Annotated in this window: 32 protein-coding genes; 8 read left to right on the forward strand and 24 right to left on the reverse strand. The window is 35.4% G+C overall.

What is annotated here, in order from left to right:
* Nucleotides 1-57: 57 nt before the first annotated feature.
* Entirely contained in the window at nucleotides 58-327 is a 270-nt protein-coding gene (locus tag ACODS7_RS08790) for a UPF0223 family protein (protein ID WP_000456546.1), read from the reverse strand.
* Between the two features lie 333 nt (nucleotides 328-660).
* On the opposite strand from ACODS7_RS08790, the gene speA reads away from it, so the two are divergent.
* Nucleotides 661-2,133 carry an arginine decarboxylase gene (gene speA, locus ACODS7_RS08795; protein ID WP_016080448.1) on the forward strand — a complete coding sequence of 491 codons (1,473 nt, stop codon included), beginning with the start codon at nucleotides 661-663 and terminating at the stop codon, nucleotides 2,131-2,133.
* Nucleotides 2,134-2,208: 75 nt separating this feature from the next.
* Nucleotides 2,209-3,039 (forward strand): protein-glutamine gamma-glutamyltransferase, encoded by an 831-nt coding sequence (locus ACODS7_RS08800; RefSeq protein WP_000635337.1) that lies wholly within the window; start codon nucleotides 2,209-2,211, stop codon nucleotides 3,037-3,039.
* A gap of 36 nt (nucleotides 3,040-3,075) precedes the next feature.
* Here ACODS7_RS08800 and ACODS7_RS08805 read toward each other — a convergent pair whose 3' ends face one another.
* From ACODS7_RS08805 to ACODS7_RS08820, 4 genes are all read right to left on the reverse strand, one after another.
* Complete coding sequence (locus tag ACODS7_RS08805; RefSeq protein ID WP_000536796.1) at nucleotides 3,076-3,204, reverse strand: GapA-binding peptide SR1P; 129 nt, start codon at nucleotides 3,202-3,204, stop codon at nucleotides 3,076-3,078.
* Nucleotides 3,205-3,248: 44 nt separating this feature from the next.
* Nucleotides 3,249-3,377, reverse strand: coding sequence for a GapA-binding peptide SR1P (locus tag ACODS7_RS08810; RefSeq protein ID WP_000536803.1), 129 nt, complete (start codon nucleotides 3,375-3,377; stop codon nucleotides 3,249-3,251).
* Nucleotides 3,378-3,436: 59 nt separating this feature from the next.
* The gene (locus ACODS7_RS08815) at nucleotides 3,437-3,565 is read right to left on the reverse strand and encodes a GapA-binding peptide SR1P (RefSeq protein ID WP_105560598.1); all 129 of its coding nucleotides are present in this window, start codon (nucleotides 3,563-3,565) and stop codon (nucleotides 3,437-3,439) included.
* A 195-nt stretch (nucleotides 3,566-3,760) separates the two neighbouring features.
* Nucleotides 3,761-4,057 (reverse strand): DUF3055 domain-containing protein, encoded by a 297-nt coding sequence (locus tag ACODS7_RS08820; RefSeq protein WP_000462038.1) that lies wholly within the window; start codon nucleotides 4,055-4,057, stop codon nucleotides 3,761-3,763.
* 130 nt (nucleotides 4,058-4,187) lie between these two features.
* Between ACODS7_RS08820 and ACODS7_RS08825 the strand changes: the two genes are divergently transcribed.
* Nucleotides 4,188-4,580: a DUF1885 family protein gene (locus tag ACODS7_RS08825; protein WP_029443150.1), complete on the forward strand. Its 393-nt coding sequence runs from the start codon at nucleotides 4,188-4,190 to the stop codon at nucleotides 4,578-4,580.
* Nucleotide 4,581: 1 nt separating this feature from the next.
* Here ACODS7_RS08825 and ACODS7_RS08830 read toward each other — a convergent pair whose 3' ends face one another.
* The 5 genes from ACODS7_RS08830 to pdhA form a co-directional block, all read right to left on the reverse strand.
* Complete coding sequence (locus ACODS7_RS08830) at nucleotides 4,582-4,809, reverse strand: hypothetical protein (RefSeq protein WP_000697470.1); 228 nt, start codon at nucleotides 4,807-4,809, stop codon at nucleotides 4,582-4,584.
* Nucleotides 4,810-5,041: 232 nt separating this feature from the next.
* The gene (lpdA, locus tag ACODS7_RS08835; RefSeq protein ID WP_000260104.1) at nucleotides 5,042-6,454 is read right to left on the reverse strand and encodes a dihydrolipoyl dehydrogenase; all 1,413 of its coding nucleotides are present in this window, start codon (nucleotides 6,452-6,454) and stop codon (nucleotides 5,042-5,044) included.
* Between the two features lie 5 nt (nucleotides 6,455-6,459).
* On the reverse strand, nucleotides 6,460-7,749 hold the full coding sequence (pdhC, locus tag ACODS7_RS08840; RefSeq protein ID WP_000863420.1) for a pyruvate dehydrogenase complex dihydrolipoyllysine-residue acetyltransferase: 1,290 nt from the start codon (nucleotides 7,747-7,749) through the stop codon (nucleotides 6,460-6,462).
* A 93-nt stretch (nucleotides 7,750-7,842) separates the two neighbouring features.
* Complete coding sequence (pdhB, locus tag ACODS7_RS08845; protein WP_000068163.1) at nucleotides 7,843-8,820, reverse strand: pyruvate dehydrogenase complex E1 component subunit beta; 978 nt, start codon at nucleotides 8,818-8,820, stop codon at nucleotides 7,843-7,845.
* A gap of 3 nt (nucleotides 8,821-8,823) precedes the next feature.
* Nucleotides 8,824-9,939, reverse strand: a complete 1,116-nt coding sequence (gene pdhA, locus ACODS7_RS08850; protein WP_000536895.1) for a pyruvate dehydrogenase E1 component subunit alpha — start codon at nucleotides 9,937-9,939, stop codon at nucleotides 8,824-8,826.
* 514 nt (nucleotides 9,940-10,453) lie between these two features.
* Here pdhA and ACODS7_RS08855 point away from each other — a divergent pair.
* Nucleotides 10,454-10,600 carry a YjcZ family sporulation protein gene (locus ACODS7_RS08855; RefSeq protein WP_000274562.1) on the forward strand — a complete coding sequence of 49 codons (147 nt, stop codon included), beginning with the start codon at nucleotides 10,454-10,456 and terminating at the stop codon, nucleotides 10,598-10,600.
* Between the two features lie 168 nt (nucleotides 10,601-10,768).
* Entirely contained in the window at nucleotides 10,769-11,323 is a 555-nt protein-coding gene (gene def / locus ACODS7_RS08860; RefSeq protein ID WP_243168376.1) for a peptide deformylase, read from the forward strand.
* Between the two features lie 209 nt (nucleotides 11,324-11,532).
* Here def and ACODS7_RS08865 read toward each other — a convergent pair whose 3' ends face one another.
* Nucleotides 11,533-12,306, reverse strand: a complete 774-nt coding sequence (locus ACODS7_RS08865) for a Cof-type HAD-IIB family hydrolase (RefSeq protein ID WP_000998269.1) — start codon at nucleotides 12,304-12,306, stop codon at nucleotides 11,533-11,535.
* Nucleotides 12,307-12,853: 547 nt separating this feature from the next.
* Between ACODS7_RS08865 and ACODS7_RS08870 the strand changes: the two genes are divergently transcribed.
* Nucleotides 12,854-13,066, forward strand: a complete 213-nt coding sequence (locus ACODS7_RS08870) for a DNA-dependent RNA polymerase subunit epsilon (protein WP_016080445.1) — start codon at nucleotides 12,854-12,856, stop codon at nucleotides 13,064-13,066.
* A 4-nt stretch (nucleotides 13,067-13,070) separates the two neighbouring features.
* Nucleotides 13,071-14,738: a ribonuclease J1 gene (gene rnjA / locus ACODS7_RS08875; RefSeq protein ID WP_000670375.1), complete on the forward strand. Its 1,668-nt coding sequence runs from the start codon at nucleotides 13,071-13,073 to the stop codon at nucleotides 14,736-14,738.
* Between the two features lie 38 nt (nucleotides 14,739-14,776).
* On the opposite strand, the gene ACODS7_RS08880 is transcribed toward rnjA, so the two are convergent.
* From ACODS7_RS08880 to ACODS7_RS08925, 10 genes are all read right to left on the reverse strand, one after another.
* The gene (locus ACODS7_RS08880; RefSeq protein WP_000504032.1) at nucleotides 14,777-15,442 is read right to left on the reverse strand and encodes a potassium channel family protein; all 666 of its coding nucleotides are present in this window, start codon (nucleotides 15,440-15,442) and stop codon (nucleotides 14,777-14,779) included.
* A gap of 82 nt (nucleotides 15,443-15,524) precedes the next feature.
* Nucleotides 15,525-16,391, reverse strand: coding sequence for a hypothetical protein (locus tag ACODS7_RS08885; RefSeq protein ID WP_001167320.1), 867 nt, complete (start codon nucleotides 16,389-16,391; stop codon nucleotides 15,525-15,527).
* Nucleotides 16,392-16,635: 244 nt separating this feature from the next.
* The gene (locus ACODS7_RS08890; RefSeq protein ID WP_000218671.1) at nucleotides 16,636-17,766 is read right to left on the reverse strand and encodes an N-acetyldiaminopimelate deacetylase; all 1,131 of its coding nucleotides are present in this window, start codon (nucleotides 17,764-17,766) and stop codon (nucleotides 16,636-16,638) included.
* 63 nt (nucleotides 17,767-17,829) lie between these two features.
* Nucleotides 17,830-18,552: a 2,3,4,5-tetrahydropyridine-2,6-dicarboxylate N-acetyltransferase gene (dapD, locus tag ACODS7_RS08895; protein ID WP_000783241.1), complete on the reverse strand. Its 723-nt coding sequence runs from the start codon at nucleotides 18,550-18,552 to the stop codon at nucleotides 17,830-17,832.
* A 71-nt stretch (nucleotides 18,553-18,623) separates the two neighbouring features.
* Nucleotides 18,624-19,508 carry a transcriptional regulator CcpC gene (gene ccpC / locus ACODS7_RS08900; RefSeq protein WP_003261853.1) on the reverse strand — a complete coding sequence of 295 codons (885 nt, stop codon included), beginning with the start codon at nucleotides 19,506-19,508 and terminating at the stop codon, nucleotides 18,624-18,626.
* 152 nt (nucleotides 19,509-19,660) lie between these two features.
* The gene (gene cbpB, locus ACODS7_RS08905; RefSeq protein WP_000623573.1) at nucleotides 19,661-20,104 is read right to left on the reverse strand and encodes a cyclic-di-AMP-binding protein CbpB; all 444 of its coding nucleotides are present in this window, start codon (nucleotides 20,102-20,104) and stop codon (nucleotides 19,661-19,663) included.
* A 168-nt stretch (nucleotides 20,105-20,272) separates the two neighbouring features.
* Nucleotides 20,273-20,464, reverse strand: a complete 192-nt coding sequence (abbA, locus tag ACODS7_RS08910; protein ID WP_048563885.1) for an antirepressor AbbA — start codon at nucleotides 20,462-20,464, stop codon at nucleotides 20,273-20,275.
* Nucleotides 20,465-20,583: 119 nt separating this feature from the next.
* Nucleotides 20,584-21,102 (reverse strand): ribonuclease H-like YkuK family protein, encoded by a 519-nt coding sequence (locus tag ACODS7_RS08915; RefSeq protein WP_000348489.1) that lies wholly within the window; start codon nucleotides 21,100-21,102, stop codon nucleotides 20,584-20,586.
* A gap of 74 nt (nucleotides 21,103-21,176) precedes the next feature.
* Nucleotides 21,177-21,326, reverse strand: coding sequence for a hypothetical protein (locus ACODS7_RS08920; protein WP_000440540.1), 150 nt, complete (start codon nucleotides 21,324-21,326; stop codon nucleotides 21,177-21,179).
* Nucleotides 21,327-21,566: 240 nt separating this feature from the next.
* Nucleotides 21,567-21,803 (reverse strand): YkuJ family protein, encoded by a 237-nt coding sequence (locus ACODS7_RS08925; RefSeq protein WP_000055151.1) that lies wholly within the window; start codon nucleotides 21,801-21,803, stop codon nucleotides 21,567-21,569.
* Nucleotides 21,804-22,036: 233 nt separating this feature from the next.
* Here ACODS7_RS08925 and ACODS7_RS08930 point away from each other — a divergent pair, with 233 nt between their 5' ends.
* Complete coding sequence (locus ACODS7_RS08930; protein ID WP_000717875.1) at nucleotides 22,037-22,273, forward strand: glutaredoxin family protein; 237 nt, start codon at nucleotides 22,037-22,039, stop codon at nucleotides 22,271-22,273.
* 128 nt (nucleotides 22,274-22,401) lie between these two features.
* Here the strand turns inward: ACODS7_RS08930 and ACODS7_RS08935 are convergent, their stop codons facing one another.
* The 3 genes from ACODS7_RS08935 to fadH all read right to left on the reverse strand — a co-directional run bounded on the left by ACODS7_RS08935 (nucleotide 22,402) and on the right by fadH (nucleotide 25,310).
* Nucleotides 22,402-22,890: a DUF3993 domain-containing protein gene (locus tag ACODS7_RS08935; RefSeq protein ID WP_001233804.1), complete on the reverse strand. Its 489-nt coding sequence runs from the start codon at nucleotides 22,888-22,890 to the stop codon at nucleotides 22,402-22,404.
* 182 nt (nucleotides 22,891-23,072) lie between these two features.
* Nucleotides 23,073-24,290, reverse strand: coding sequence for an EAL domain-containing protein (locus tag ACODS7_RS08940; RefSeq protein WP_016080443.1), 1,218 nt, complete (start codon nucleotides 24,288-24,290; stop codon nucleotides 23,073-23,075).
* A 255-nt stretch (nucleotides 24,291-24,545) separates the two neighbouring features.
* A complete protein-coding gene (gene fadH, locus ACODS7_RS08945) occupies nucleotides 24,546-25,310 on the reverse strand; it encodes a 2,4-dienoyl-CoA reductase (protein ID WP_000660913.1) in 765 nt (254 codons plus the stop codon).
* Nucleotides 25,311-25,352: the final 42 nt, after the last annotated feature.

Genomic DNA, 25,352 nt, shown 5'->3' on the forward strand with positions numbered 1-25,352 from the left:
CCGTTTTTAGTTGTTATCACATTATATCACTTCAGTTTTTATTTTTCAAAATATTTTTTACATTTTTACAAGCTTTTGTTCTTCGACTTCCTTTGCCCTTTGAATAGCACGATATATAGAGTATCCACTTACTTCTTGAAACTCTTTATCAATTTTCTTTTCTTCTGCTTTCGATGGAACAATCTCTTTAAAACGACGATATAAACCCATTAATTCTTCTCTTATAATTCCTTTTTCATAAGCTTTCTCAATCGCTTCATAAAACTTCACAATTATAACCATTTCCTCATTTGACCAATCATAATCTAACGGATATTGATATTCCATTTCGCACCTCATTTATCATTTCTTCTTGTTTCAATATAGCCACTCTGCATTATACACTATTTATTCATTTTAATGGAATTGTCTTCCTCTATTCATTAGTTGAGGCTAACTATTAAACATACTCACCTTAAAAATATTTTTTTCTATACATCTATAATTATTGGTGATATAATGCTTTTGTTTTATAGAAAATAAAGTGAAGCTACCATCTCAAAAACGATTTTTTGAATGGCAGAAAAACAAGCCTTATTCTAAAAAAGGACTTACTTTTTTAGAGCAGGATTATATAAAACAAATTATACTAAATATTACGAAGAAGAAGGGGTGTATAGATTGTCCCAATACGAAACACCATTGTTTACCGCTTTAGTTGAGCACAGTAAGCGAAATCCAATTCAATTCCATATTCCTGGTCATAAAAAAGGACAGGGCATGGATCCTACATTTCGCGAATTTATTGGGCATAATGCATTAGCAATTGATTTAATTAATATTGCGCCACTCGATGATTTACATCATCCAAAAGGTATGATTAAAGAAGCACAGGATTTAGCAGCCGCTGCATTCGGTGCAGATCATACTTTCTTTTCTATTCAAGGTACAAGTGGCGCTATTATGACAATGGTGATGAGCGTTTGCGGTCCTGGTGACAAAATCCTAGTACCACGAAACGTGCATAAATCAGTAATGTCAGCTATTATTTTCTCAGGTGCAAAACCGATTTTCATGCATCCTGAAATCGATCCGAAACTCGGTATTTCTCATGGAATCACAATTCAATCTGTCAAAAAAGCACTTGAAGAGCACTCAGATGCAAAGGGCTTACTTGTTATTAACCCAACGTACTTTGGATTTGCTGCAGACTTAGAACAGATTGTACAATTAGCACATTCTTATGACATCCCTGTACTAGTCGACGAGGCTCATGGTGTTCATATTCATTTTCACGATGAATTGCCGATGTCAGCGATGCAAGCTGGTGCAGACATGGCAGCAACAAGTGTTCACAAATTAGGAGGCTCTTTAACTCAAAGTTCTATTCTTAATGTGAAAGAAGGCTTGGTGAATGTAAAACATGTCCAATCTATTATTAGCATGCTTACAACTACATCAACTTCTTACATCTTGTTAGCATCACTTGATGTTGCGAGAAAACGTCTTGCTACAGAAGGAACAGCACTCATAGAACAAACAATACAATTAGCTGAACATGTTCGTGATGCTATAAATTCTATTGAGCATCTTTACTGTCCTGGAAAAGAAATGTTAGGTACAGATGCTACCTTTAACTATGATCCTACAAAGATAATTGTATCTGTAAAAGATTTAGGTATTACCGGCCACCAAGCTGAAGTATGGCTTAGAGAGCAATATAACATTGAAGTAGAACTCTCAGATTTATACAACATACTATGTCTTATCACTTTGGGAGACACAGAAAGTGATACAAATACACTTATTGCAGCATTACAAGATTTAGCAGCAACATTTAGAAATAGGGCAGATAAAGGTGTTCAAGTACAAGTAGAGATTCCAGAAATTCCAGTGCTAGCACTTTCTCCTCGAGATGCTTTTTATTCGGAAACAGAAGTCATTCCATTTGAAAATGCATCGGGTCGTATTATAGCTGATTTTGTTATGGTTTATCCGCCAGGGATTCCAATCTTTACTCCGGGGGAAATTATTACACAAGAAAACTTAGAGTATATTCGTAAAAACTTAGAAGCAGGTTTACCTGTACAAGGTCCTGAAGATATGACATTACAAACATTACGTGTTATTAAAGAGTACAAGCCTATCAGTTGATAGGCTTTTTTTTCACCTTTTTTCCTTTTCTTCATACGATACTAAAGAATGTAACGTATAGGTGGGGATACTATTATGATTGTAATAGGCCGTTCTATTGTACATCCTTATATTACAAATGAATATGAGCCATTTGCAGCAGAGAAACAACAAATTTTATCAATAATGGCAGGAAATCAAGAAGTTTATTCCTTCCGAACAGCTGATGAACTCAGCTTTGATCTCAATTTACGAGTTAATATTATTATCTCTGCACTAGAACTTTTTCAAAGTGGATTTCAGTTTCGCACATTTCAACAATCCTTTTGCAACCCCCAGTATTGGAAAAGAACATCCCTTGGAGGATTCGAGCTTCTTCCAAACATACCACCTTCCATTGCCATACAAGATATTTTCAAAAACGGAAAACTATATGGAACTGAATGTGCAACCGCTATGATCATTATTTTTTATAAAGCTTTATTATCATTGTATGAGGAAGAAACTTTCAATCGTCTATTTGCAAACCTTTTACTTTATACATGGGACTATGATCAAGATCTAAGGCTCATAACAAAAAACGGTGGCGATCTTGTTCCAGGTGACCTCGTTTACTTTAAAAACCCACAAGTGAATCCAGCTACGATTGAGTGGCAAGGAGAAAACACAATCTATTTAGGAAATTTCTTTTTTTACGGACATGGCGTAGGTGTAAAAACAAAAGAAGAAATTATTTATTCATTAAATGAACGACGTGTCCCTTACGCTTTTATTTCAGCTTTCTTGACCGATACTATTACCCGTATAGATAGCCGTATAATGAGCCAATACGCTTCTTCTAGTACACCACAGACATCCATAAGCTTTATTCCAATTAGAGATGATGCAATCGTTGCAACAGTTGGCCATACAACTACAATTTATTAAAAAAGCGCCTACACATGTAGGCGCTTTTTCTTATTATTAAGCTTTTGTATGTTCTTTATGGTCACATTCGCAATGAGATCCACATTTCCCGTATAGTACTGTTGATTTTTCATCTTCAAAATGTCCAATTGTTCCTTCACATACTTGGCATACGATTGTTCCCATTTTCATTTCCCCCTGAGTTTTAATAGTAATCTATTTATTTATCATTAAGCTTTCGCATTATCTTTTCTAGCACAGTCACAATTTGTTCCACATTTTCCGTAAAGTACTGTCGTTTTCTCATCTTCAAAATGTCCGATTGTTCCTTCACATACTTGGCATACGATTGTTCCCATTTTTCATTTCCCCCTAAGTTTATGGTCCTAAAAACTTTTAGCTGTCCATTTCCTATCAATTATTGGGCTTTTGTATGCTCTGTGTGATCACATCCGCAAGATTCACATTTCCCGTAAAGTACCGTTACTTTCTCATCTTCGAAGTGTGCAATTGTACCTTCACAATCTTGACATACGATTGTTCCCATTTTTCATTTCCCCCTAAGTTTATAATCCCAAAAACTTTTTTGTAACCGCTTAACTTTCTGTCTTTATTTTAATATGTTATACTTTTTACGTCAATAGGTTTTTAGTATAACACATTAAATATTTTAAATTTTAATTAGTATGCGATATTCAAATAAAAAACAGCCATATTTATAAGTACGACTGTTTCACATTAATTATTCTTCATATTCCGCATGTAAAGAAGTTGACGGAACTAGAAATTTGAAAAACTGAGCTAACTCCTTCGCTTCCTCTTCTGATCCTAATTTAAAAATCTCCTGTATATATTGAACATTCTCTACATCATCTCGTCCGAGTAAAGTAGACCTTCCTGTTTGCATACAAACAATGAGCGGTTTTCCAAAAAACATATTTGTATAAATAACACCAAAATCATAACGTGTATCATGTGTCATAAATCCTAAAAATCGTACCTTCACACTTTCATGCTCATCATACAATTTTTCAAACATTGGTTTCCACCTTTCTACATCACGTTTCATTACTAGTATATTAAACAAAACATGTAATACTCCTTTTAATTGTCAAAAAATTCAGTAGGATGTAGAATGATAGTATTCTACTAAGTTAGGGGGAACTTATATGCAACACGCCTTTATTACGCTTGTACCTAAATCCAATCAACAATCTGTTTCAATAGATGATATAAAACAACTTTTTCATTATTATAAAACAGTTACTTCTAAAACTGGTGCCCAAATTAATTTCACGTATACAAATACCGCTTTTCCTTATGAAATTTTAGATACATCTACAACAACATTAAAACTTCAATCCAATCACGATCGGTATGACTCAATTTATATTGGTGTTGGTATAGAAAATGAACAATCTTTCATCCAAGTTTCTTTACCACCTAATGCAACATATGGTGACAAAGGGAAAGCAAATGAATTTTGCCGTTTTTTAGCGAAGAAATTAGAAGGAGAGTTACAATTATTTAATGGAAGAACAATGTATTTTTATAAACGTTAATTTAAAAAATAAATAATACGATTAAAAATAGTATACAATTCGAACATGTAAGAAATAACGCTTGCTTTCTTACGTGTAATACAAAATATGCTATTACATAGGCTAAATACAGGAACACGAAAAAAAGAATAACTTTATAATGAAACTTATCACCATTCGATAATGTTAATACAGTGGAAAAGCCACTCCATAGTAGTAAATGATAAAATATAACATGTAATATTTTCATGGAACCTTCTCCTTTGACATGCTCTATTTTATTAATATATGGGGTTAAGTTTGAATCAATTACATATTATAGGATGATATATATTACCTTTGAAGTAAGTTACGCCTAAATCATTTGTTAAAGTATTATATATTCATTCGACAAGTACGTTTAAAGACCTTGCAAGTCATTTGATGAAAATAAAAATAGCCCCTCTCTTATAATAAGAGAGGGGCTATTTACATTACTTAAATTATTTTACAATGTGAATTGGCATTCCAAGAGCAACTTCAGCTGCTTCCATTGTGATTTCACCTAATGTTGGGTGAGCATGGATTGTTTGAGCGATATCTTCAGCTGTCATTCCAGCTTCGATAGCTAAACCAATTTCAGAGATAATATCAGAAGCACCTGCACCTGCAACTTGAGCACCTACAAGAAGACCATCTTCTTTACGTGTTACAAGTTGTAGGAAACCGTCAGTGCTGTTTAATGATAATGCACGACCGTTAGCAGCGAATGGGAACTTAGATACAGTTACAGTCATTCCAGCTTCTTCAGCTTGTTTTTTAGTGTAACCAACAGATGCTAATTCTGGATCAGTGAAGCACACTGCAGGAATTCCGATGTAATCGATAGCTGATGCATGGCCACTAATTGCTTCTACAGCTACTTTACCTTCGTAAGAAGCTTTGTGAGCTAATGGTGGTCCAGGAACGATATCACCGATTGCATAGATGTTTGGTACATTTGTACGACATTGCTCATCGATTTCGATGATGCCGCGGTCAGTCATTTTAACTCCAACTTGCTCAAGACCGATTTCTTGAGTGTTTGGACGACGACCTACAGTTACTAATACGTAATCTGCTTCTACAGTTTGGATTTCACCTTTAACTTCAAAGCTAACTTTTACGCCAGTTTCTGTTTCTTCAACGCCTTTAGCCATAGCTTTTGTATGGATATTTACGTTACCTTTTTTCTGTAGAGCACGTTTAACAACAGAGCTCATAGCTTTTTCGAAACCAGCTAAGATTTCGTCGCCAGCTTCTACTACAGTAACTTCTGTACCGAAGTTAGCATATGCAGTACCTAATTCCATACCGATGTAACCGCCGCCGATTACAACAAGTTTTTTAGGAATTTCAGGTAAGCTTAAAGCACCTGTAGAGTTGATAACACGTTTAGAGTATTTGAATCCTGGAATTTCGATTGGTGTAGAACCAGTTGCAAGAACAGCATTTTTAAACGTATAAGTTTGAGCTGCATCTTCAGTCATAACGCGTAATGTATTAGCATCTACGAAGTAAGCTTCACCGCGAATGATTTCAACTTTGTTACCTTTAAGAAGGCCTTCAACACCGCCAGTTAATTTCTTAACTACGCCGTTTTTCCATTCTTGAACTTTTGTAAAGTCAACTTTTACGTTCTCTGCAGTGATACCCATGTCATCAGAATGCATTGCATTCTCATAACGATGACCTGCATTGATTAACGCTTTTGAAGGAATACATCCAACGTTTAAGCATACGCCACCAAGGTTAGCTTTTTCAATGATTGCTACCTTTTGACCTAATTGTGCTGCACGAATTGCCGCAACGTATCCACCAGGACCTGCACCAACAACGACTGTATCTAATTCAATTGGGAAATCTCCTACTACCATTGTTATTACGCCTCCATTACTAATAATTGTGGGTCATTCAATAGACGTTTAATTTGGTTTAACGCTTTTTGAGCAGTTGCGCCGTCAATTAAACGATGGTCAAAGCTTAGAGATAATGCTAATACTGGAGCTGCAACGATCTCACCATTTTTCACAACTGGTTTTTCAGCGATACGGCCGATACCAAGGATTGCTACTTCTGGGTGATTGATAACTGGAGTGAACCATTGTCCACCTGCAGAACCAATGTTTGTAATTGTGCAAGAAGCACCTTTCATTTCAGTTGGAGCTAGACGACCTTCACGTGCTTTACCAGCAAGATCATTGATCTCGTTAGAAATAGTGAAGATAGACTTGCGATCTGTATCTTTAACAACTGGTACTAATAGACCTTTGTCTGTATCAGCTGCGATACCGATGTTGAAGTAATGCTTATGAACTACTTCTTGAGATGCATCGTCTAAAGAAGTGTTTAACATTGGGTATTCACGTAATGCAGATGTTAAAGCTTTAACAACGTATGGAAGGTAAGTTAATTTAATACCTTTGTCAGCTGCTACTGCTTTGAACTTCTTACGGTGAGCAACAAGCTCAGTTACATCAACTTCATCCATTAATGTTACGTGAGGAGCTGTATGCTTAGAGTTAACCATTGCTTTCGCAATCGCTTTACGGATACCACTCATTTTCTCACGAGTTTCTGGATATTCACCAGCTGGAATTGGTTGTGCTTTTGGTGCTTCTTCTTTCGCTGCTGCTGGAGTAGCTTCTACTGCTGCTGGAGCCTCAGTTGCTGCTACAGTTTGTCCACCATTTGCAAATGCATCGATGTCAGCTTTTACGATACGGCCATTCTTACCAGTACCAGCTACTTTATGAATGTCTACACCTTTTTCACGAGCGTATTTACGAACAGATGGCATAGCGATTACGCGCTCATTTACTACTTCTGCAGTTGCTGCTGGAGTAGCTTCCGCTGCTGGAGCTTCTACTGCTGCTTCTTCAGCTTTTGGAGCTTCATCATGATCGTCACCTTTAAATTTAAGGTTTTCGTATCCAGGAGCATCAAATTTAATTAATGTATCTCCTACGATTGCAACTGTTCCTTCTTCTACAAGTACTTCAAGTACTTTACCTTTAACAGGAGAAGGGATTTCTACTACTGCTTTATCATTTTGTACTTCAAGAAGTACATCGTCTTCATTTACTTCATCGCCTGGTTTAATAAACCATTTTACGATTTCACCTTCGTGGATACCTTCACCGATATCTGGTAGTTTAAATTCAAATGCCACGGAATTCAGCCCCCTGATTCATTTCATTATTATGGAATATGTACAAAAGAAACCAGCATGTGCTGATTTCTTTTGCACATGAAAAACTAAAAATTAGAAGTTCATTACTTTGTTTACAGCTTCAACAATATCCTTGTGGTTTGGTAACCATACGCTCTCTGCTTGAGAGAATGGGAATACTGTATCAGCAGCTGCAACACGTACAACTGGAGCTTCTAAGTTTAAGATTGCACGGTCGTTAATTTCCGCTACAACGTTAGCTGCAATACCAGCTTGTTTTTGAGCTTCTTGAACTACAACTACGCGACCTGTTTTTTCAACAGAAGCGATGATTGTTTCGATATCTAATGGTTGAACTGTACGTAAGTCAACAACCTCTAAAGAGATACCTTCTTTTTCAAGTTCTTCAGCAGCTTTTAATGCAGCGTGAACCATAGCACCGTAAGCGATAACAGATACATCTGTACCTTCACGTTTGATATCAGCTTTACCTAAATCAATTGTGTATTCGCCTTCTGGTACATCTTGACGGAATGAACGGTACAATTTCATATGCTCTAAGTAGATAACTGGATCGTTGTCACGAATCGCAGAGATTAAAAGACCTTTAGCATCGTATGGAGTAGATGGAATAACAACTTTTAGACCAGGTTGTTGAGCCACTAATCCTTCTAAGCTATCAGCATGTAGTTCAGGAGTATGAACACCACCACCGAATGGAGAACGAACTGTTACTGGAGCAGTCCAACGTCCACCAGAACGGTAACGCATACGAGCCAATTGACCAGAAATTGAATCCATTACTTCAAAAACGAAACCGAAGAATTGGATTTCTGGAACTGGACGGAATCCTTCAAGTGCAAGACCAACTGCAAGTCCACCAATACCAGACTCTGCAAGTGGAGTATCCATTACACGATCTTCACCAAATTCAGCTTGTAAACCTTCAGTAGCACGGAATACACCGCCGTTTACACCAACGTCTTCACCAAATACAAGTACGTTAGGATCATTTTTCATTTCAACGCGTAAAGCATCAGTGATTGCTTGAATCATTGTCATTTGAGCCATGGCTTACTTCGACTCCTTTTCTTTGTAGATTTCATATTGTTCAGCTAAGTTGTAAGGCATTTTTTCGTACATGATTTCCATTAAATCAGTTACTTTTTGTTTTGGAGCTTGGTCAGCCTTAGCAATTGCTTGTTTGATATCTTCTTTTGCTTCTTCGATTACTGTCTCTTCAACTTCTTGAGACCATAGGCCTTTAGCTTCTAAGAACTTACGGAAGCGTACGATTGGGTCTTTTTGTTCCCATTCGTTTTCGATATCTTTTGTACGGTAACGAGTTGGGTCATCACCAGCCATTGTATGTGGACCGTAACGGAATGTTAAAGTCTCGATTAAAGTAGGACCTTCGCCATTTACTGCGCGCTCACGAGCGAAAGCAGTTGCTGCGTATACAGCTAATGGATCCATACCGTCTACTTGAATTCCGTAAATACCTGCTGCTACTGCTTTTTGTGCTACAGTTTTAGCTGCAGATTGCTTTTCTACTGGAGTAGAAATTGCATAACGGTTGTTTTGAACAACGAAGATTGCTGGAGCTTTGAATGCACCTGCAAAGTTCATACCTTCGTAGAAGTCACCTTGTGAAGCACCACCGTCACCAGTGTAAGTAATTGCAACAGATTTTTTACCACGTAGTTTCATACCTAACGCAACACCAGCAGTTTGGATGATTTGCGCACCGATAATGATTTGTGGAGCTAATGCATTTACATTCTCAGGCATTTGGTTACCCATGAAGTGTCCACGAGAGAATAAGAATGCTTGGTATAATGGTAATCCGTGCCATACTAATTGTGGTACATCACGGTATCCTGGTAAGATGAAGTCTTCTGCTTCAAGTGCGAAATGACTCGCTAATTGAGAAGCTTCTTGTCCAGCTGTAGGTGCGTAGAAACCTAAACGTCCTTGACGGTTTAAAGAAATAGAACGTTGATCTAATACGCGAGTATACACCATACGACGCATTAATTCTTTTAATTGATCATCCGATAATTCAGGCATAGCTGCTTCATTCACAACTTCACCGTTTTCATTTAAAATTTGTAATGTTTCAAATTGAGCTGCGATAGCTTTCATTTGCTCATCAACATTAAATAGGGTCTTTTTTGTTTTAGTACCCATTCCGTTCACCTCTTCCTCTCTTGAACCATATTCTGAAACGCTTTCACTGGCTATTTTCCAGTTTAAAAAGCGCAACGATGTAAACCAACATGTTTGTCTGTCGGTTGAGAATAATTTTGTGTACCTAACAATCTGTACTAATGTTTTTTCAGAAACATATTAATACAATCTTGATCACGTTTTTTAGTTTACAACTATTCTAATTACGATGTCAATTACTTTGAATACGTTTTTTTATAAATAATATGCAGGTTTCTACTACACAAACGTGTTTTTATTTTTTACATCTGTATTAGTAAGCATTGACCTACTGTTATATTATTCCCTTTTTCACTTATTTTTTCTCTTAGAATAATATGTAAACGATTTAATTCTCTTTAGTTTTTCTCTCTTCGTAACAAAAATATACAAACTACTCTTCCTTTTTTAGGTAAATACCTATACATTCCTCCCCTCTCTTCCATACATTATAGTAACCGCAGTATTAGCGGGAAATGATAAAGGAGGTCATCTCATGTACGGATACTCATATTGCTATCCAACTTGTTCATATCCTTCCTACGGTTATGGCGGTTCTTGTGGCGGGTCTGGACGCGGCTTCGCCTTAATCGTTGTGTTGTTTATTCTTTTAATTATCGTTGGTGCTGCTTGCATTCGCTAATGTAAAACGAAACAACTATGGAAAGAAAAAGACGGCTTTGCCGTCTTTTTTTGTTTATCACATACATAACTACTCTATAATAGAACGATTTCCAAAATGCCTTCCCTTTCTTGCCGATGACTTTTTCCATCTCCTTTGGTAGACTAAAGAGGAAAGGAGAGATTACATATGCTTACAATGAAAGATGTTATTCGCGAAGGAGATCCTATTTTGCGCAACGTTGCAGAAGAGGTGTCATTACCGGCAAGCGAAGAAGATACAACTACCTTAAAAGAAATGATTGAATTTGTAATAAATAGCCAAGATCCTGAAATGGCTGAAAAATATAGTTTACGCCCTGGAATCGGATTAGCGGCTCCGCAAATCGGTGTTTCAAAAAAAATGATTGCAGTTCATGTAACCGATGCGGACGGTACATTATATAGCCATGCATTATTCAATCCAAAAATCATTAGCCATTCTGTTGAACGTACATATTTACAGGGTGGTGAAGGCTGTCTATCTGTAGACCGCGAAGTACTTGGTTATGTTCCTCGTTATACAAGAATTACAGTAAAAGCAACTTCTATTAACGGAGAAGAAGTAAAATTACGTTTAAAAGGTTTACCAGCAATCGTATTCCAACACGAGATTGACCATTTAAATGGCGTTATGTTCTATGACCATATCAATAAAGAAAATCCTTTTGCCGCTCCTGATGATTCCAAACCTCTAGAGCGATAATGATAAAGTGAAACTTTAATCAGCGGGGGGTGTTCATCCCCAATGATTATTAGTTGAACCAATCGGGCTTTTACGGACAGTTGATCCCCCACCTAACTTCTTTGCTTTCGCTGCATTTCGAGGTGGGGGTCTTACTGCACGTTAATGCGGGATAAAAAGGCGGAAGTTAATCTTCCGCCTTTTTATTATGAAATGGGTTCCATATTCACTTATAGCAATCCAGCCCACTTTAGTCCATGATATATACCGTCTTCACTAACATCCTTTGTCACATGATTTGCAAGTTTTTTCAAGTCTTCATGGCCATTTCCCATCACAATACCTGTGCCAACCGCTTCGATCATTTCTAAATCATTTAATCCATCTCCAAATGCATACACTTGATCACGATTAAAACCTAACTTTTCAATATATTTCTCAATTCCTTTTGCCTTAGAACCACCATTCGGAATGATATCCATTGAATATGCATGCCAACGAATAAAATGAAAATCTGGATAATGATTAATAAACTTTTCCTCTTCATTTACTTCACAAAAAAGTAGTGTTTGATAAATATTACGTTCCTCATAAAAATTAGGCTCATATGCTGGATGCTCAAAGTTTAAGCTTCCAAAGCCTTCTTTCACATAATCATGATATTCCACTGATGCTCTCATATCTTGATGGTCAAGATATACAAGTGGATATCCTTCTTGTTTTGCAAACTGAGTAAACTTATGTAAAGCATCTGGATGTAACGGATTATTAAATATTACCTCATCTTCAAAGACAACATATTGTCCATTAAAACTAACATAATTATGTATATCAAGTTCCTTGCGAATATCTTCGAACATAAATGGCGCGCGCCCTGTCGCAATTGCTACATGTACGCCTTTTTCTTGTAACTGTTTTACTGCATCTCGTGTAGATTGCGGAATTTTTTTATCATGATCTAATAATGTTCCATCAATATCAAAAAAGACAATTTTATCATTCATTTGTCAAAATCCTTTCTGGCACTCTATATTCCTATTTTGAATATCACTTTTCAAATTCTAAAAAAAAGTATAACATATTAAACATCTGTGAAGAAAGCGTTCCCTTTCTGACCTTATTTACAAACTTTGCATATATATATTAGTAAAACATGTGGATACTTGTTCGGATGAATTTTCTTTTCCATTCTTCCTCATACTATACCTATAACTAACGGCTACCAATCGTTACTATAGAATAACTTTCACTGTATGGGATAGGACAAGACTCACCATTCACTTTTGTCCTATCTCTTATATCAGAGATAGAATTTTCACTAGTAATATGCATGTTTAAAATAAGGAAAGGAAGGAGTAATCATGCTGAAGAAGCTGAAGAAAAAGCTCAAGCGTTATTTAAACGGTCTGGTCCGTAAAAAGACAATCGCTTAAATTGTGCCCATTTCGGGCTTTTTCTTCATTCTCATTCGAAAAAACATGAAAATCGTGACTGTTTGCTTTATAATAAGTAACAGATAATGCAAAACATAGACAAGGAGAGGTTTTCCAAATGATTTTTAAAGTATTTTATCAAGAAAAATTAACTGAGGTTCCAGTACGTGAAAATACAAAAGTTTTATATTTAGAGGCTACGTCTGAAAAGGATGTTCGTAAGAAATTAAATAAGTTCGCATATAATATCGAGTTCGTTCAGTCTGTTACTGGTGCTCATCTTGAATATGAAAAAGAAAACGCTGATTTAACATTAGCGGAAATCGTATAGCGATATGAAATTTCTAAAAAACGACCAAGTTGCTGTATTTGCTCTCGGTGGGCTTGGTGAAATCGGTAAAAATACATACGCTGTTCAATTTCAAGATGAAATTATTATAATTGATGCTGGAATTAAATTTCCAGAGGACGAACTTCTCGGAATCGATTATGTAATACCAGACTACACTTATTTTGTGCGAAACGAAGATAAAATTAAAGGTTTATTCATTACACATGGTCACGAAGATCATATCGGCGGAATCCCTTACCTATTACGTCAAGTGAACATCCCGATTTACGGCGGAAAATTAGCAATAGCACTCATCAAAAACAAATTAGAAGAACACGGCTTACTTCGTAAAGCAAAACTTTACGAAATTCAAGAAGATGACGTTATTAAATTCAAAAAAACGTCTGTATCCTTCTTCCGTACAACTCACAGTATTCCAGATTCGTACGGCGTTGTTGTGAAAACACCTCAAGGTCAAGTTGTTCATACAGGTGATTTCAAATTTGATTTCACACCAGTTGGTGAACCAGCTGATTTAACAAAAATGGCTGAAATCGGTAAAGATGGCGTGCTATGTCTATTATCTGATAGTACGAACAGTGAAGTTCCAAACTTTACTATGTCTGAGCGTCGCGTTGGTGATAGCATTCAAGACATTTTCCGTAAAGTAGACGGACGGATTATATTCGCAACCTTTGCATCGAATATTCATCGCTTACAACAAGTTATTGAAGCTGCTGTTGAAAACAACCGTAAAGTAGCTGTGTTTGGTCGAAGTATGGAAGCAGCAATTGAAATCGGACAAAACCTTGGTTATATTCGTTGCCCGAAAGATACATTCATAGATGCATCTCAACTAAACCGCTTACCAGCTAATAAAGTTGTTATTTTATGTACAGGTAGTCAAGGTGAACCGATGGCAGCACTTTCACGTATTGCAAACGGTACACACCGCCAAATTCAAATTATTCCTGGAGATACAGTTGTTTTCTCTTCTTCACCAATTCCAGGAAATACAATTAGCGTAAGTCGTACAATTAACATGTTGTACCGCGCTGGTGCTGATGTAATTCACGGGAAACTTTCAAATATCCATACAAGTGGACACGGTGGACAAGAAGAACAAAAGTTAATGTTACGTCTAATTAAACCAAAGTACTTCATGCCAATTCATGGTGAATATCGTATGCAGCGTATGCACATGAACATAGCAAATGATTGTGGTATCCCTGAAGAAAATTGCTTCATTATGGATAATGGCGATGTTCTTGCTTTACGTTCGGATGAAGCTAGCGTAGCTGGAAAAATCCCATCTGGTTCGGTCTACATTGATGGAAACGGTATTGGAGATATCGGCAATATCGTATTACGAGATCGTCGTATCCTTTCTGAAGAAGGACTTGTAATTGTAGTTGTAAGCATTGATATGAAAGAATTTAAAGTTGCAGCAGGACCAGATATCATCTCACGCGGTTTCGTTTATATGCGTGAAAGCAGCGATTTAATCAATGATGCACAAACATTAATTACAACTCATTTAGAAAAAGTAATGGAGCGTAAAACAACACAATGGTCTGAAATTAAAAATGAAATTACAGACACATTAGCTCCATTCCTATATGAGAAAACGAAACGCCGTCCAATGATTTTACCAATCATTATGGAAATATAAGAAAAAGGACAATGCCATGAAGGCATTGTCCTTTTCTCTTATCTTAAAAAATGTTTAAATCGATCCACTTCATCGTCATGACCAATGACAATTAATATATCTCCTGCTTGAATATTCTCCGTAGCCCGAGGGGATACGATAACTTCTTTACCTCGTTTAATTGCTACAATATTCAATCCAAACTTCGCACGAATATCTAATTCAATTAAAGAGTGCCCATCAATTTTTTTATTCGCAATAATCTCTACAATACTATGCTCATCTGAAAGCTCAAGGTAGTCTAACACATTGCTTGATGCAATATTATTGGCAATCCTTTTTCCCATATCACGCTCTGGATGCACAATATGATCTGCACCTATTTTACTTAACACTTTTTCATGATAATCATTTTGAGCTTTTACAGTAATATTTTTTACACCCAACTCTTTTAAAATCAAAGTCGTTAAAATACTTGAATTTAAATTATCTCCAATAGCAACGACTACGTGATCAAAATTTCGAATACCAAGGCTTTTTAATACCATCTCATCTGTTGAATCTGCAATTACAGCATGCGAAGCTATATTTGCAAATTCATTAATTTTATCCTCATCTGAATCGATTGCCATTACTTCCATACCTAATTGAGCTAGTTCTCGGCAAATACTTCCACCAAAGCGACCAAGTCCAATGACAGCAAACTCTTTTTCTTTCTCACCCACAGGAATTCCTCCAATAACTTCAAGTACTATTTATTTTCAGTGTAACACACTTTATATGCGTCACAAAAACTGTAATTAGCTCTTATTTTTGTTTTTGTATATAAAAATATTGTTGCAAGTAAAAAGCGATACCAACAAGTAACATAGCAAATACAAATATATTTCCAAACGAACTAAATGTTTCAAAAACGAATAATAATGTTTCTTGACCAAAAAAGGCAAATAGAAGCTGTATGAATGCAAATAACAACGCCCATATGTAGTGATGTTGATGGAATAAATAATGCGTGGCACCTAAAAAAGCAATAAACGAAAAGATAAAAATCCACCAATTTTCTAAAAATAGTTGCCAATTAGAAAATTGATATCCATTTACCAATATCGCAATAAGCGCGATAACTGCCATCGTCGGCACACTCCAAAATAATGCCCGTCCTCTAAAGAAACGAGTGCCTTTAACATCTCCTTTTTCATGTGCAATATATGTTAGTACTACTGTGCTTATATACAATACAGAAAGAATTGTTAAAACGATAATGAGCCAAAAATGTAATTGATAATATTCATGTTCTATATTTGTCACGATTGCAGCTAACATACACGGAATTAACATTCCTGTCCAACCATCTACTTTTCTTTCATTCCAAAAGACCGTATTACCAATCCTTATTCCTAACAACATAAAAATAATGATACCCAATACAAATAACGTAGTTTTATTCCCTACTAAACTCGTTGAGAAAGCAATTAATCCAATAAATAAAAAGAGCACAAACCCATTCATAATTTCTAGTACAGGTGATAAATATCTCTTCACCCATTTGTATGTTTCGTCATATTCATTATTATCTACTAGACGATAGGCATAAAAACTTATCCCAAAATAAACCGCCGCAATAATAACATACGCATATAAGACGAAACATAAAATCGCACTGCTAATTTGCACGTAATTCCCCACCCTTTTTTCTATGTTTCACATTGATTTTACACACTTTTCATATTAAAAGTAAACATATATAAGTTAGTCAAATAATTAATAATGAGCAGTGGCTACCCCCCCCTGCTCATTATTAAAACAGTCCAATTAACTTTATTCTTATTTGTATGTAAATGTCTAAAATCAATCTATACGAGCGTTACTTACACCTCAGAACAAAAAGTTTTTTGGAACCTTCAAGAAAGCGGGAGTTTTATTTTCTATTCCCTTTCCACTTTACATATTGACTTAAAAATGTAATTGCCTTTTCAATCACTTCTTCGTCTGGTTTTAATTTCGCATGATGTAAACCATATTCTGAATTTACTCCAAGCCAAAACATAAATCCAGGGATTTCTCGAAGCATATAACCAAAATCTTCACCTGTCATTGCCTCAGTACATGTAATAACATTCATATCTGTTTGTTTATGTACAAATTGCATAAACTCTCTCGTTAACTCTTCATGGTTATATACTTGATGATACATTGCTCCGTAATCTATAATCGCCTCGCACTGGAAAGAAGCTTCGATACCTGCAACAATTGCCTCAATTCTGCTTTTCACACGCTTCATTGATTCCACTGATAATGTTCGAATCGTTCCTTCTAAACGAGATTTTTCTGCAATAATATTTTGAACCGTACCACCTGTAATTTTCCCGATTGTAATTACTGCACTATCAAGGGGATTTACATTGCGACTAATAACGGATTGAAGCTGTGTAACAAGATGACTCGCTGCAACAATCATGTCATTTGCAGTATGCGGATAGGCAGCATGGCCACCTTTCCCTTTTAAATCAATATATAATTCTGAAGTATTGGCAAATAACAGTCCTTCTTTCGTTGCAATTGTCCCTACAGCGTATTCTGGTGCAATATGAAGACCAAGAATTATATTTGGTTTCCATTCTTTTAACTCTTCACTTTCTAACATAGGAAGAGCACCGCCTGGTCCTTCTTCTGCTGGCTGGAATAGAAATACAAGGTCATCATCTATTCTTTCGCTCACAGCTTTCGTTAGAAGGCCTAAACCGATTGTTGTATGTACATCATGGCCACATGCATGCATCATTCCTTCGTGAATAGAAGCAAACTCATATCCAGTTTCCTCTGTAATTGGTAAACCGTCTATATCTGCACGATAACCTATTATTTTTTCTGGATTTTTTCCATTTACTTTAACGATTACACCTGTTTTCCATGTCTTCACTTCCACAAATTCATGAGAAAGTGTTCCTATATAATCTAAAATATACTGTTGTGTTTTCCATTCCTTGAATCCAATTTCTGGAATTCTATGTAGATCTCTACGAATTTGGACAAATTTGCTTACTGTCATTTTTGCACCTCTATCTATAAAAAGCGTAAGAGCCCATTTACGCTCTTACGCTTTTTTTGCTTTTTATTTCTCTGGGTTTAATTGACGAAGCTCTTGTTTAATTTCTGTTTTTGCTTTTGTCTTCTCATCAATTTCTTTAATTACACGTGCTGGAGTACCTGCAACAACTGTGTATGGAGGCACATCTTCTGTTACAACAGCTCCCGCTGCTACAACTGCACCTTTACCTACTGTAACACCCTCTAAAACAACTACGTTTGCACCGATTACTACATCGTCTTCAACGATAACTGGTTTTGCAGAAGGTGGCTCAATAACACCTGCAAGTACAGCACCTGCACCTACGTGACAGTTTTTACCGACCGTTGCACGTCCACCAAGTACTGCGTTCATGTCAATCATAGAACCTTCACCAATTACAGCACCAATGTTAATTGTTGCATTCATCATAATTACAGCGTTGTCACCAATTTCAACATGGTCACGAATAATAGCACCTGGCTCGATGCGAGCTTTAATACCTTTTAAATCAAGCATTGGGATTGCAGAATTACGACGATCGTTTTCTACAACGTAGTCAACGATGTGCTTATTATTCTCATCAAGAATTGTCTTAATTTCAGACCATTCTCCGAATAATACACCTGATTTTTTATTCACAAATGCTTGTACTGTTTCAGGGAATGTTACTTCTTTTAAATCCCCTTTTATGTATACCTTTACAGGAGTTTTCTTTTCACTTTTTTGAATAAACGAAATAATTTCGTTAGCGTCCATCATTTTCATTCTTGTTGCCTCCTAAATCCATTTATAATGTTACTCTACCAAACGAAAGAGCGAGTAGCAAGATAATAATCTTATTTTTCCCTTTGAATTTCTTCTATAATTTCTAAAAATGCTTGTACTTGCTTCAACTGCCTTGCCGAGTCACTTGTTAACAACCATGTTTCTCTTGTCAATTGAACAGGTGTTTTATACATATTTTCCTGTACTTCCTTTAAAACAGTAGAAGGTAAAAGGGCATAACCTATACCATTTAAAACAAGTTGTTTGCATGTTTCAATTTGGTCAACTACAATCGTTCGCTTAGGCGGATTAGAAAATAAACCATACCACCAATTTTGTATTTGTCCATAATAAGTCGAGTCACTTTTAAATTGAATGAACGGTCTGTTTGTTTCTTTTAGCATCGAAATATCTTTTATTTCTTTATCAACTAAATACAGTTCATCTTCAAATAATTTTTGCTTCTGACCTTTATATTCTTGTGTTCCCCTCAGTATAGCAACATGAACGTCTCCTTCATAAAACTGCTTTTGCACTTCACTACTCCATCCAGTAAACAGCGATATCTTTACAGAAGGATATTTATGCACAAACTTTTTCAAAACAGGAGGGAGCCAATATTGACCAATAACTGATGCAACAGCTATTTTTAACGTTCCATGAGTTTCCGTTCTAAAAACAGCTAGCTCACTTTTTATATCCTCTTCTTTTTGCAACATTTCTTTGGCATAATTTGCAACTTTTTCCCCTTCAGGTGTAATTGTCAATCCTTTTTGTGAGCGAATAAAAAACTTCATTCCCCATTGTTTCTCCATAGATTGTAATCGTTGACTCAGCGCAGGTTGGGAAACAAATAAACGTTCCGCCGCTTTTCTCATATTTGATTCCTGAGCTAACACAACCATCATTTGAAAATCATCAATTTGCAACTTTCTCCCTCTTTCCTTAGCTTCCATACACCTTATTTCAATAAGCTTTCATTCAGAAAATACAATTTTCTAGCGCAAACTTTCCTTATGTTTTATGTCTTTTTAAATATAATACATGCACAAGTGATATGCACGAAAAAAAGTGACTTCTTCGTTTCTATGAAGTCACTTTTCTCACGTTATCGATTATGTTGTCTTACTTTCTTATTCAACAATTTTAAAATAGCCCGACGTGTTAAAATCCCCTCAAAATAGCCTTCTTCATTAACAGCGCAAATAAAAGGATGATCAATTGTCATTTCTAAAGCTTTTGCAAATGAATCTTCTAATTTAAGAAAAGGTATATCTTCCTTCATCACCTGCTCTACTTTCATATCATCAAGTCTTTCAAACTCAATACGCTCTAATCCTAACATACCATCTAATATCATGGCAGTACTAATCAAACCATGTAATTTATACATTGGATCTAAGACAGGTATCGCCGAATATCCAGATTTCACAAGAACGAGTAAAGCATGTTCTAAACCATTTCCAATTTGGACATGAGCTACTTTTTCCGATGAAATCATTAAATCCTTCACAAGAATTTGTTGAAATTCGTCTTTCGGAATACTAATCATATTACATCCCCCATTTTCCCTTTTTCCTGCTTATGTTCATAACTCTATTCACATTTTATGACAGCGTTTTCATATTATTATTTTGTCCTAAATTTATTTCAATAAAAATACAATCACACAGCTATTTTAGCATACAGCACAAAAAAAAGACTACCATTCCGGTAGCGCTTAATACCCTTTATTTTTTAATCTGTAAAATAACCTTGTGATTTTTTTATATTGCACCACATCTGTCTGTTTCAAACCATTCTCAATATCTGTAAGTTCTACAGCTAAAATTTCACTTGCATAATTTTGCTGAAATAAAATATCTAGTAGTAAACTTTCTTCTTCCTTCGTTAAAACAACTTCCCTTTGCATATACCCCTCTCCTTACACTCGCATCGTTACTCTTATTATATAAAAAATTTAACTCATTTAATAGATGTAATATTCAGTTTTTGCCAGAAGATATGTAACAATCGTAAACATACAAAAAATCATTTCGTATATCGATTTGCATAGCTAAACGCCGCATAAGCATCCGGCTTAATTTTTGCAGTTAATCCCATCGCTCGAATTTTTTCTGTCATATCTAAAATAAATTCTTTTGTTAAACCATCATTCCCAATGTCTAAATGAATTTCCATTATGAATCCAGCCCCATCTTGAGCATAAGGATGCAATAACTCCCATATTGTTTGTATATGAGTAGGCGTAAATAGACATGCGATTTCTTGACTAAACTGCGTTTCTAAATATATTTTCTCACGTAAAGTTGCTGGCTTATCTTTTACTGATCTATGGTGTAAACACCCCCAAGCGCCTTTTCCAACACGATGAATATGGATTGCTGTAATAAACCTCGTATCCTTTTGATGTGCTTGCGAGTCTGTCCCAATGGATAATCGATATAAATTTCGTGGATCCTTTTCAATGAAACTACAAATACGGTTAAAGACCATATCAAAATTTAAATGTCTCTCTGAAACATTGTAAAATTTATGTGCACCGTCCACAGAGTCACGTCCTTTCAATTAGACAGACTTTTCGTATTCTCATTGTATGGGACAAAAACTAAAATTATAACTTCCTATCCTTTATTCGTTTCAATATTTCGAATTACAAAGTGACAAACTTGGCACGTATAAATTACATTTTGATTAGATTGAGCCGTTAATACATGAATAATCTCAGCAGAACTTTGACAATTAGGACAAATCACAACTGGTAAACGTTCCATACGATAACCTCCTAGTTATATTTCTCCCGCTATTTGCAGAACCCAGCAATTGTGAGAAGTTTAGCTTCACATATTCACCCGGTTGGCGGGACTACTTATCCACATGGATAGGCAAACTTGCACGGATTAATTTTCATTTTAATACCATTGTAGGAAAAATAAAAAACTTCTATACATTACGCTAGAAAGTAATAGAACTAAAAAAGGTACTGCCATATGGCAGTACCTTTTTTATATGTATCAAGAAATGATATCGTAAATCTCAATTGCAACCATGTCGATATTATCGAATTGGTACACTTGAGGTTTTTCACCTTGTTGATACACTTCTAACTCATACATTTCACTTTTATCGAAAAATTTCACGCTACATTTGCGCTCACCGTTCACTTCAAAATAGCGTTGTGCTACTTCACCGCTTTCAGCTTGTTCTTGTAGACTAACAAGTCGAGTTAAAATTCCTTGGAGTAGAGACATGAAATCTCTCCTTTCTCTGATCTTCCTACCAATAGGTTTTACAGCTATACTCATTCTATCCGTCATAACAGAAAAAATGTTCCACACTCTAGGATAAAGGTTATTGGCCAGAAACTCAACTAAAAATTTGTCGAAATGCGAAGGAAAAAACAGAAAGAACATATTTCCCCTTCTTTATTGCGGTTTTTATACTGGAAGAATATAATAAAAAACAGAAAAAAGGAGGAATTACAATGAAAAAAATTGAGGTTTATACACAACCCGATTGTCCGCCATGTGTTATTGTGAAAGAATTTTTGAAGCATAATAACGTTGCATATGAAGAATTTGACGTAAAAAAAGACGCTGCTGCTCGCAATCGTCTTTTATACGACTATGATTCCTATTCAACTCCAACAGTCGTAATTGATGGCGAAGTAGTTGCAGGTTTTCAAATTGAAAAGTTACAACAACTACTCAATATAGAATAGGAATAGGTAAATACCTATTCCTATTCTTATCCCGCTATTTGTAGGTAGTAAAACTCCCACCCAAAATTTAGCTAAAGTCAAAAAGTTACATGAGAGAGTACTCCCTCCCACTAATTAAAAGTTTCACTTTATAATTGTTGCAACCTTTTTATTTCAGTTAAAAGTTCCTGACTTTCATGATATCCTGCTAACTTCCATTTATCTTGATCCCTTTTTAATGTTACAATTTGATATTGCCCACTTTTTGTCCGCTCATATACATATAAATTTTTATGTTCTTCATCATACGACATTTTCGTTTCTGAATTAAAAGAAAACGGTGCTTCTTTTGCCGGAAGTAAATATTCACCACTTTGTTTATCACTTCTGCTATTTTCATCTGTAAATACTTGAAGGAAATTATCTGTAAAATACGGTGATAACGTCTCTATCATCTTATTCATCGGCAAATGCTTCCCACGAATTGAAAATTGGGTTTCATAGCCTTTTTGTATCGTTGTAAATACTTCTTTCCGATCAACTTCCACTTCCTCTTTCCCTAAAACAGTCGTAACACTATAACCAACTAGAAAGGCAACACATACAAATAGAACAAGCCATATTCCATATTTCCTCATTTTTTCACCTTCCTTTTAAAAGAACTTGTCTTTGTAGTATTCATTGTAACAATGATTATGCAAAGAAAGGACAGATTTCGTTCGTAAAATCTTTACAACGATAGACAGCATTTTCATCACCATTTTCACTATTACCAATTTATGATAAAAACAAACAAAAAATGCACGAATCTCTTCGTGCATTAAAATAAAACATCTTCTTCATATAAATATTCATAAGATAAATCTATAAATAAAAAGTTGTCATCATCAATCGGGAAAGAAAATGTTCGTACCATTTCACCCGTTTCGATATCTGCATATAAATCTGAAAGCCTCGCCTTATTCTCAAAACGCATTTTCATGATATTCTCGAGAAAATACGGGCGCCAACTCCAGTTCTTCATATAATAATCCGGCATCACAATCCATTCTCCATCTTTTTTCATAACATTTCCTGATTGTTGGAAACCATCTTCATTACAAATAAATATACGAAAACTACACTGTGATACACTTTGACTAAATTGTAATAACCAATTATTTATATCTTCATTCTTTTTTTGTTTTGATAAAACATCGCCAATTCGATCGCGTAACATCTCTGTTAAATTATAAATTTTTTGTAACTTCTTCTTTTCATGCTGAATAAACTGATGACATTCATTACCAAGTCGCTCTTTCAAAACATTCGTTTCAATAAAATCAGGTAAACATTCTTTCAAATAATTACCTTGATAATATCTTCCACCGTTTTTCCAAGCATATTGCAGTTGATAAAAAGCATCTATTTCTTCATATAACAAGGTTGCACCAATTCTTCTAGCAAGTAATGATAAAGAATATAAAATATCTTGATAAGATTGTAAAAGTGCTGTTTGCCTTAAGTTCGTTAAATCTACTTTTAAAATATCAGGTGCTAACACGCTAATACGCTCTAAATTACTTGTGCCCGTTCCGACTTTATTAATCGAAATTTGAATACCATATGTACGATAATACATAAGCAAATGATTAAATTGCTCTATATCTTCTTTACATTCATGCTCTGTAATCTCTAAAACAATTTGTTTTAAATTTAAACCTTGTTCTTCATACCTCAATAAAAGTTGAAGCAAGCTTTCATCATCATCATTCATTAATACATTAGCATTTCGATGTATAAATAATAATAATTTTTGATCGCTTTCTAAATAACGATTTAAAGCTTTTTCTACTATAATGTTATCCGCTTCCAGTTGAAATTCACTTGGAATCGAATCATCGTGAAAGAAAGAAGCTAAACTTTGTATGCCCTCTTCTGTTTGAATACGTCCTACTACTTCATATCCAATTACAGTATGCTCATCAGCACTAAAAATAGCTTGATAATAAGGAAGGACTTTATCCAAGTTACTCATTACATCTAATGCATCTATCAACGTGCTTCCCTCCCTTTACTTTTCAAAAATTATAACATGATATTTACGGAAAAATAATAAAAAATCCCTTCAGTTTTCCTGAAGGGATTAGAGGGGTAAAATGCTAAGGGGAATTAGCAATTCTACTATGAAGAAAAAAGAGGTCTTAAATATAACGTATATATGACCTCTTGTAAACACTTTTCTTTCACATGTAACAATTCTGTCACATTTAATCATAAAAAAATGAATCAAACATTCATTTTTTTATCCCTTTTAAAATGGATATTGATGTAAATGTTGTCCTCCATCCATTGTCATGCAAGTTCCATTTATGTACGCAGCTTCATCTGAGCATAAATAATAAGCTAGACCAGCGATTTCTTCTGGCGTACCCAACCTTCCAAGCGGAACACTTTGTATCGTACGCTTAGCCATTTCTTCTGAAATCCATAATTTATCAGCACCGCCCGTACGTTCAATTGGTCCTGGCGCAATAGCGTTAACTCGTATTCCATATTTACGTCCCCACTCAACAGCGAGCGTCTTCGTCATCGCTAATACTCCTGCCTTCGCTGCAGCCGAATGAATCACTCCTGGCCCTGCATCCCATGCATACGTTGCTACCATGTTAATGATATTCCCTTTTATACCTTTTTCAATCCAATATTTTCCGACAGCATGGCTACAATAAAATGTACCGTTTAACACAATATTAATGACTGAATTCCAGCCATTCACAGATAAATCTTCTGCTGGACAAATAAAGTTGCCAGCTGCATTATTTATTAAAACATCAATTCGACCAAACTTCTCATCAATCTGTTCAATCATTTTCTGAATGTCATCTGTATTTCTTACATCCATTTGTACAGGTAATACTTGCCCTGGAAATTGTTCAATTTCCAACTTTGTTTCCTCTAGTTTTTCCTTTGTACGTCCTGTAATAACAACTCGTGCCCCTTCTTTTGCAAAACGAGTTGCCATTCCTTTTCCCATTCCACTCGATCCACCTGTTATAATAACTACCTTTTCTTTCACATACATCCCCTCCAAAAAATGAATACACATTCATTTTATCAC

It is taken from the genome of Bacillus sp. FG16, from assembly GCF_057809515.1.

What these genes read in the sequence shown, in the direction of transcription:
- ACODS7_RS08930 (WP_000717875.1), top strand. Translation starts at nt 22,037, where the DNA reads ATGAAAAAAATTGAGGTTTATACACAACCCGATTGTCCGCCATGTGTT.
- rnjA (WP_000670375.1), top strand. Translation starts at nt 13,071, where the DNA reads ATGAAATTTCTAAAAAACGACCAAGTTGCTGTATTTGCTCTCGGTGGG.
- abbA (WP_048563885.1), bottom strand. Translation starts at nt 20,464, where the DNA reads ATGCAAAGGGAAGTTGTTTTAACGAAGGAAGAAGAAAGTTTACTACTA.
- ACODS7_RS08830 (WP_000697470.1), bottom strand. Translation starts at nt 4,809, where the DNA reads ATGAAAATATTACATGTTATATTTTATCATTTACTACTATGGAGTGGC.
- def (WP_243168376.1), top strand. Translation starts at nt 10,769, where the DNA reads ATGCTTACAATGAAAGATGTTATTCGCGAAGGAGATCCTATTTTGCGC.
- ccpC (WP_003261853.1), bottom strand. Translation starts at nt 19,508, where the DNA reads ATGGAAGCTAAGGAAAGAGGGAGAAAGTTGCAAATTGATGATTTTCAA.
- pdhA (WP_000536895.1), bottom strand. Translation starts at nt 9,939, where the DNA reads ATGGGTACTAAAACAAAAAAGACCCTATTTAATGTTGATGAGCAAATG.
- pdhB (WP_000068163.1), bottom strand. Translation starts at nt 8,820, where the DNA reads ATGGCTCAAATGACAATGATTCAAGCAATCACTGATGCTTTACGCGTT.
- ACODS7_RS08820 (WP_000462038.1), bottom strand. Translation starts at nt 4,057, where the DNA reads ATGTTTGAAAAATTGTATGATGAGCATGAAAGTGTGAAGGTACGATTT.
- dapD (WP_000783241.1), bottom strand. Translation starts at nt 18,552, where the DNA reads ATGAAAATGATGGACGCTAACGAAATTATTTCGTTTATTCAAAAAAGT.
- lpdA (WP_000260104.1), bottom strand. Translation starts at nt 6,454, where the DNA reads ATGGTAGTAGGAGATTTCCCAATTGAATTAGATACAGTCGTTGTTGGT.
- cbpB (WP_000623573.1), bottom strand. Translation starts at nt 20,104, where the DNA reads ATGATTAGTATTCCGAAAGACGAATTTCAACAAATTCTTGTGAAGGAT.
- ACODS7_RS08810 (WP_000536803.1), bottom strand. Translation starts at nt 3,377, where the DNA reads ATGGGAACAATCGTATGCCAAGTATGTGAAGGAACAATCGGACATTTT.
- ACODS7_RS08865 (WP_000998269.1), bottom strand. Translation starts at nt 12,306, where the DNA reads ATGAATGATAAAATTGTCTTTTTTGATATTGATGGAACATTATTAGAT.
- ACODS7_RS08800 (WP_000635337.1), top strand. Translation starts at nt 2,209, where the DNA reads ATGATTGTAATAGGCCGTTCTATTGTACATCCTTATATTACAAATGAA.
- ACODS7_RS08920 (WP_000440540.1), bottom strand. Translation starts at nt 21,326, where the DNA reads ATGGAACGTTTACCAGTTGTGATTTGTCCTAATTGTCAAAGTTCTGCT.
- ACODS7_RS08925 (WP_000055151.1), bottom strand. Translation starts at nt 21,803, where the DNA reads ATGTCTCTACTCCAAGGAATTTTAACTCGACTTGTTAGTCTACAAGAA.
- ACODS7_RS08890 (WP_000218671.1), bottom strand. Translation starts at nt 17,766, where the DNA reads ATGACAGTAAGCAAATTTGTCCAAATTCGTAGAGATCTACATAGAATT.
- ACODS7_RS08825 (WP_029443150.1), top strand. Translation starts at nt 4,188, where the DNA reads ATGCAACACGCCTTTATTACGCTTGTACCTAAATCCAATCAACAATCT.
- ACODS7_RS08790 (WP_000456546.1), bottom strand. Translation starts at nt 327, where the DNA reads ATGGAATATCAATATCCGTTAGATTATGATTGGTCAAATGAGGAAATG.
- ACODS7_RS08805 (WP_000536796.1), bottom strand. Translation starts at nt 3,204, where the DNA reads ATGGGAACAATCGTATGCCAAGTATGTGAAGGAACAATTGGACATTTT.
- ACODS7_RS08855 (WP_000274562.1), top strand. Translation starts at nt 10,454, where the DNA reads ATGTACGGATACTCATATTGCTATCCAACTTGTTCATATCCTTCCTAC.
- ACODS7_RS08935 (WP_001233804.1), bottom strand. Translation starts at nt 22,890, where the DNA reads ATGAGGAAATATGGAATATGGCTTGTTCTATTTGTATGTGTTGCCTTT.
- ACODS7_RS08870 (WP_016080445.1), top strand. Translation starts at nt 12,854, where the DNA reads ATGATTTTTAAAGTATTTTATCAAGAAAAATTAACTGAGGTTCCAGTA.
- ACODS7_RS08815 (WP_105560598.1), bottom strand. Translation starts at nt 3,565, where the DNA reads ATGGGAACAATCGTATGTCAAGATTGTGAAGGTACAATTGCACACTTC.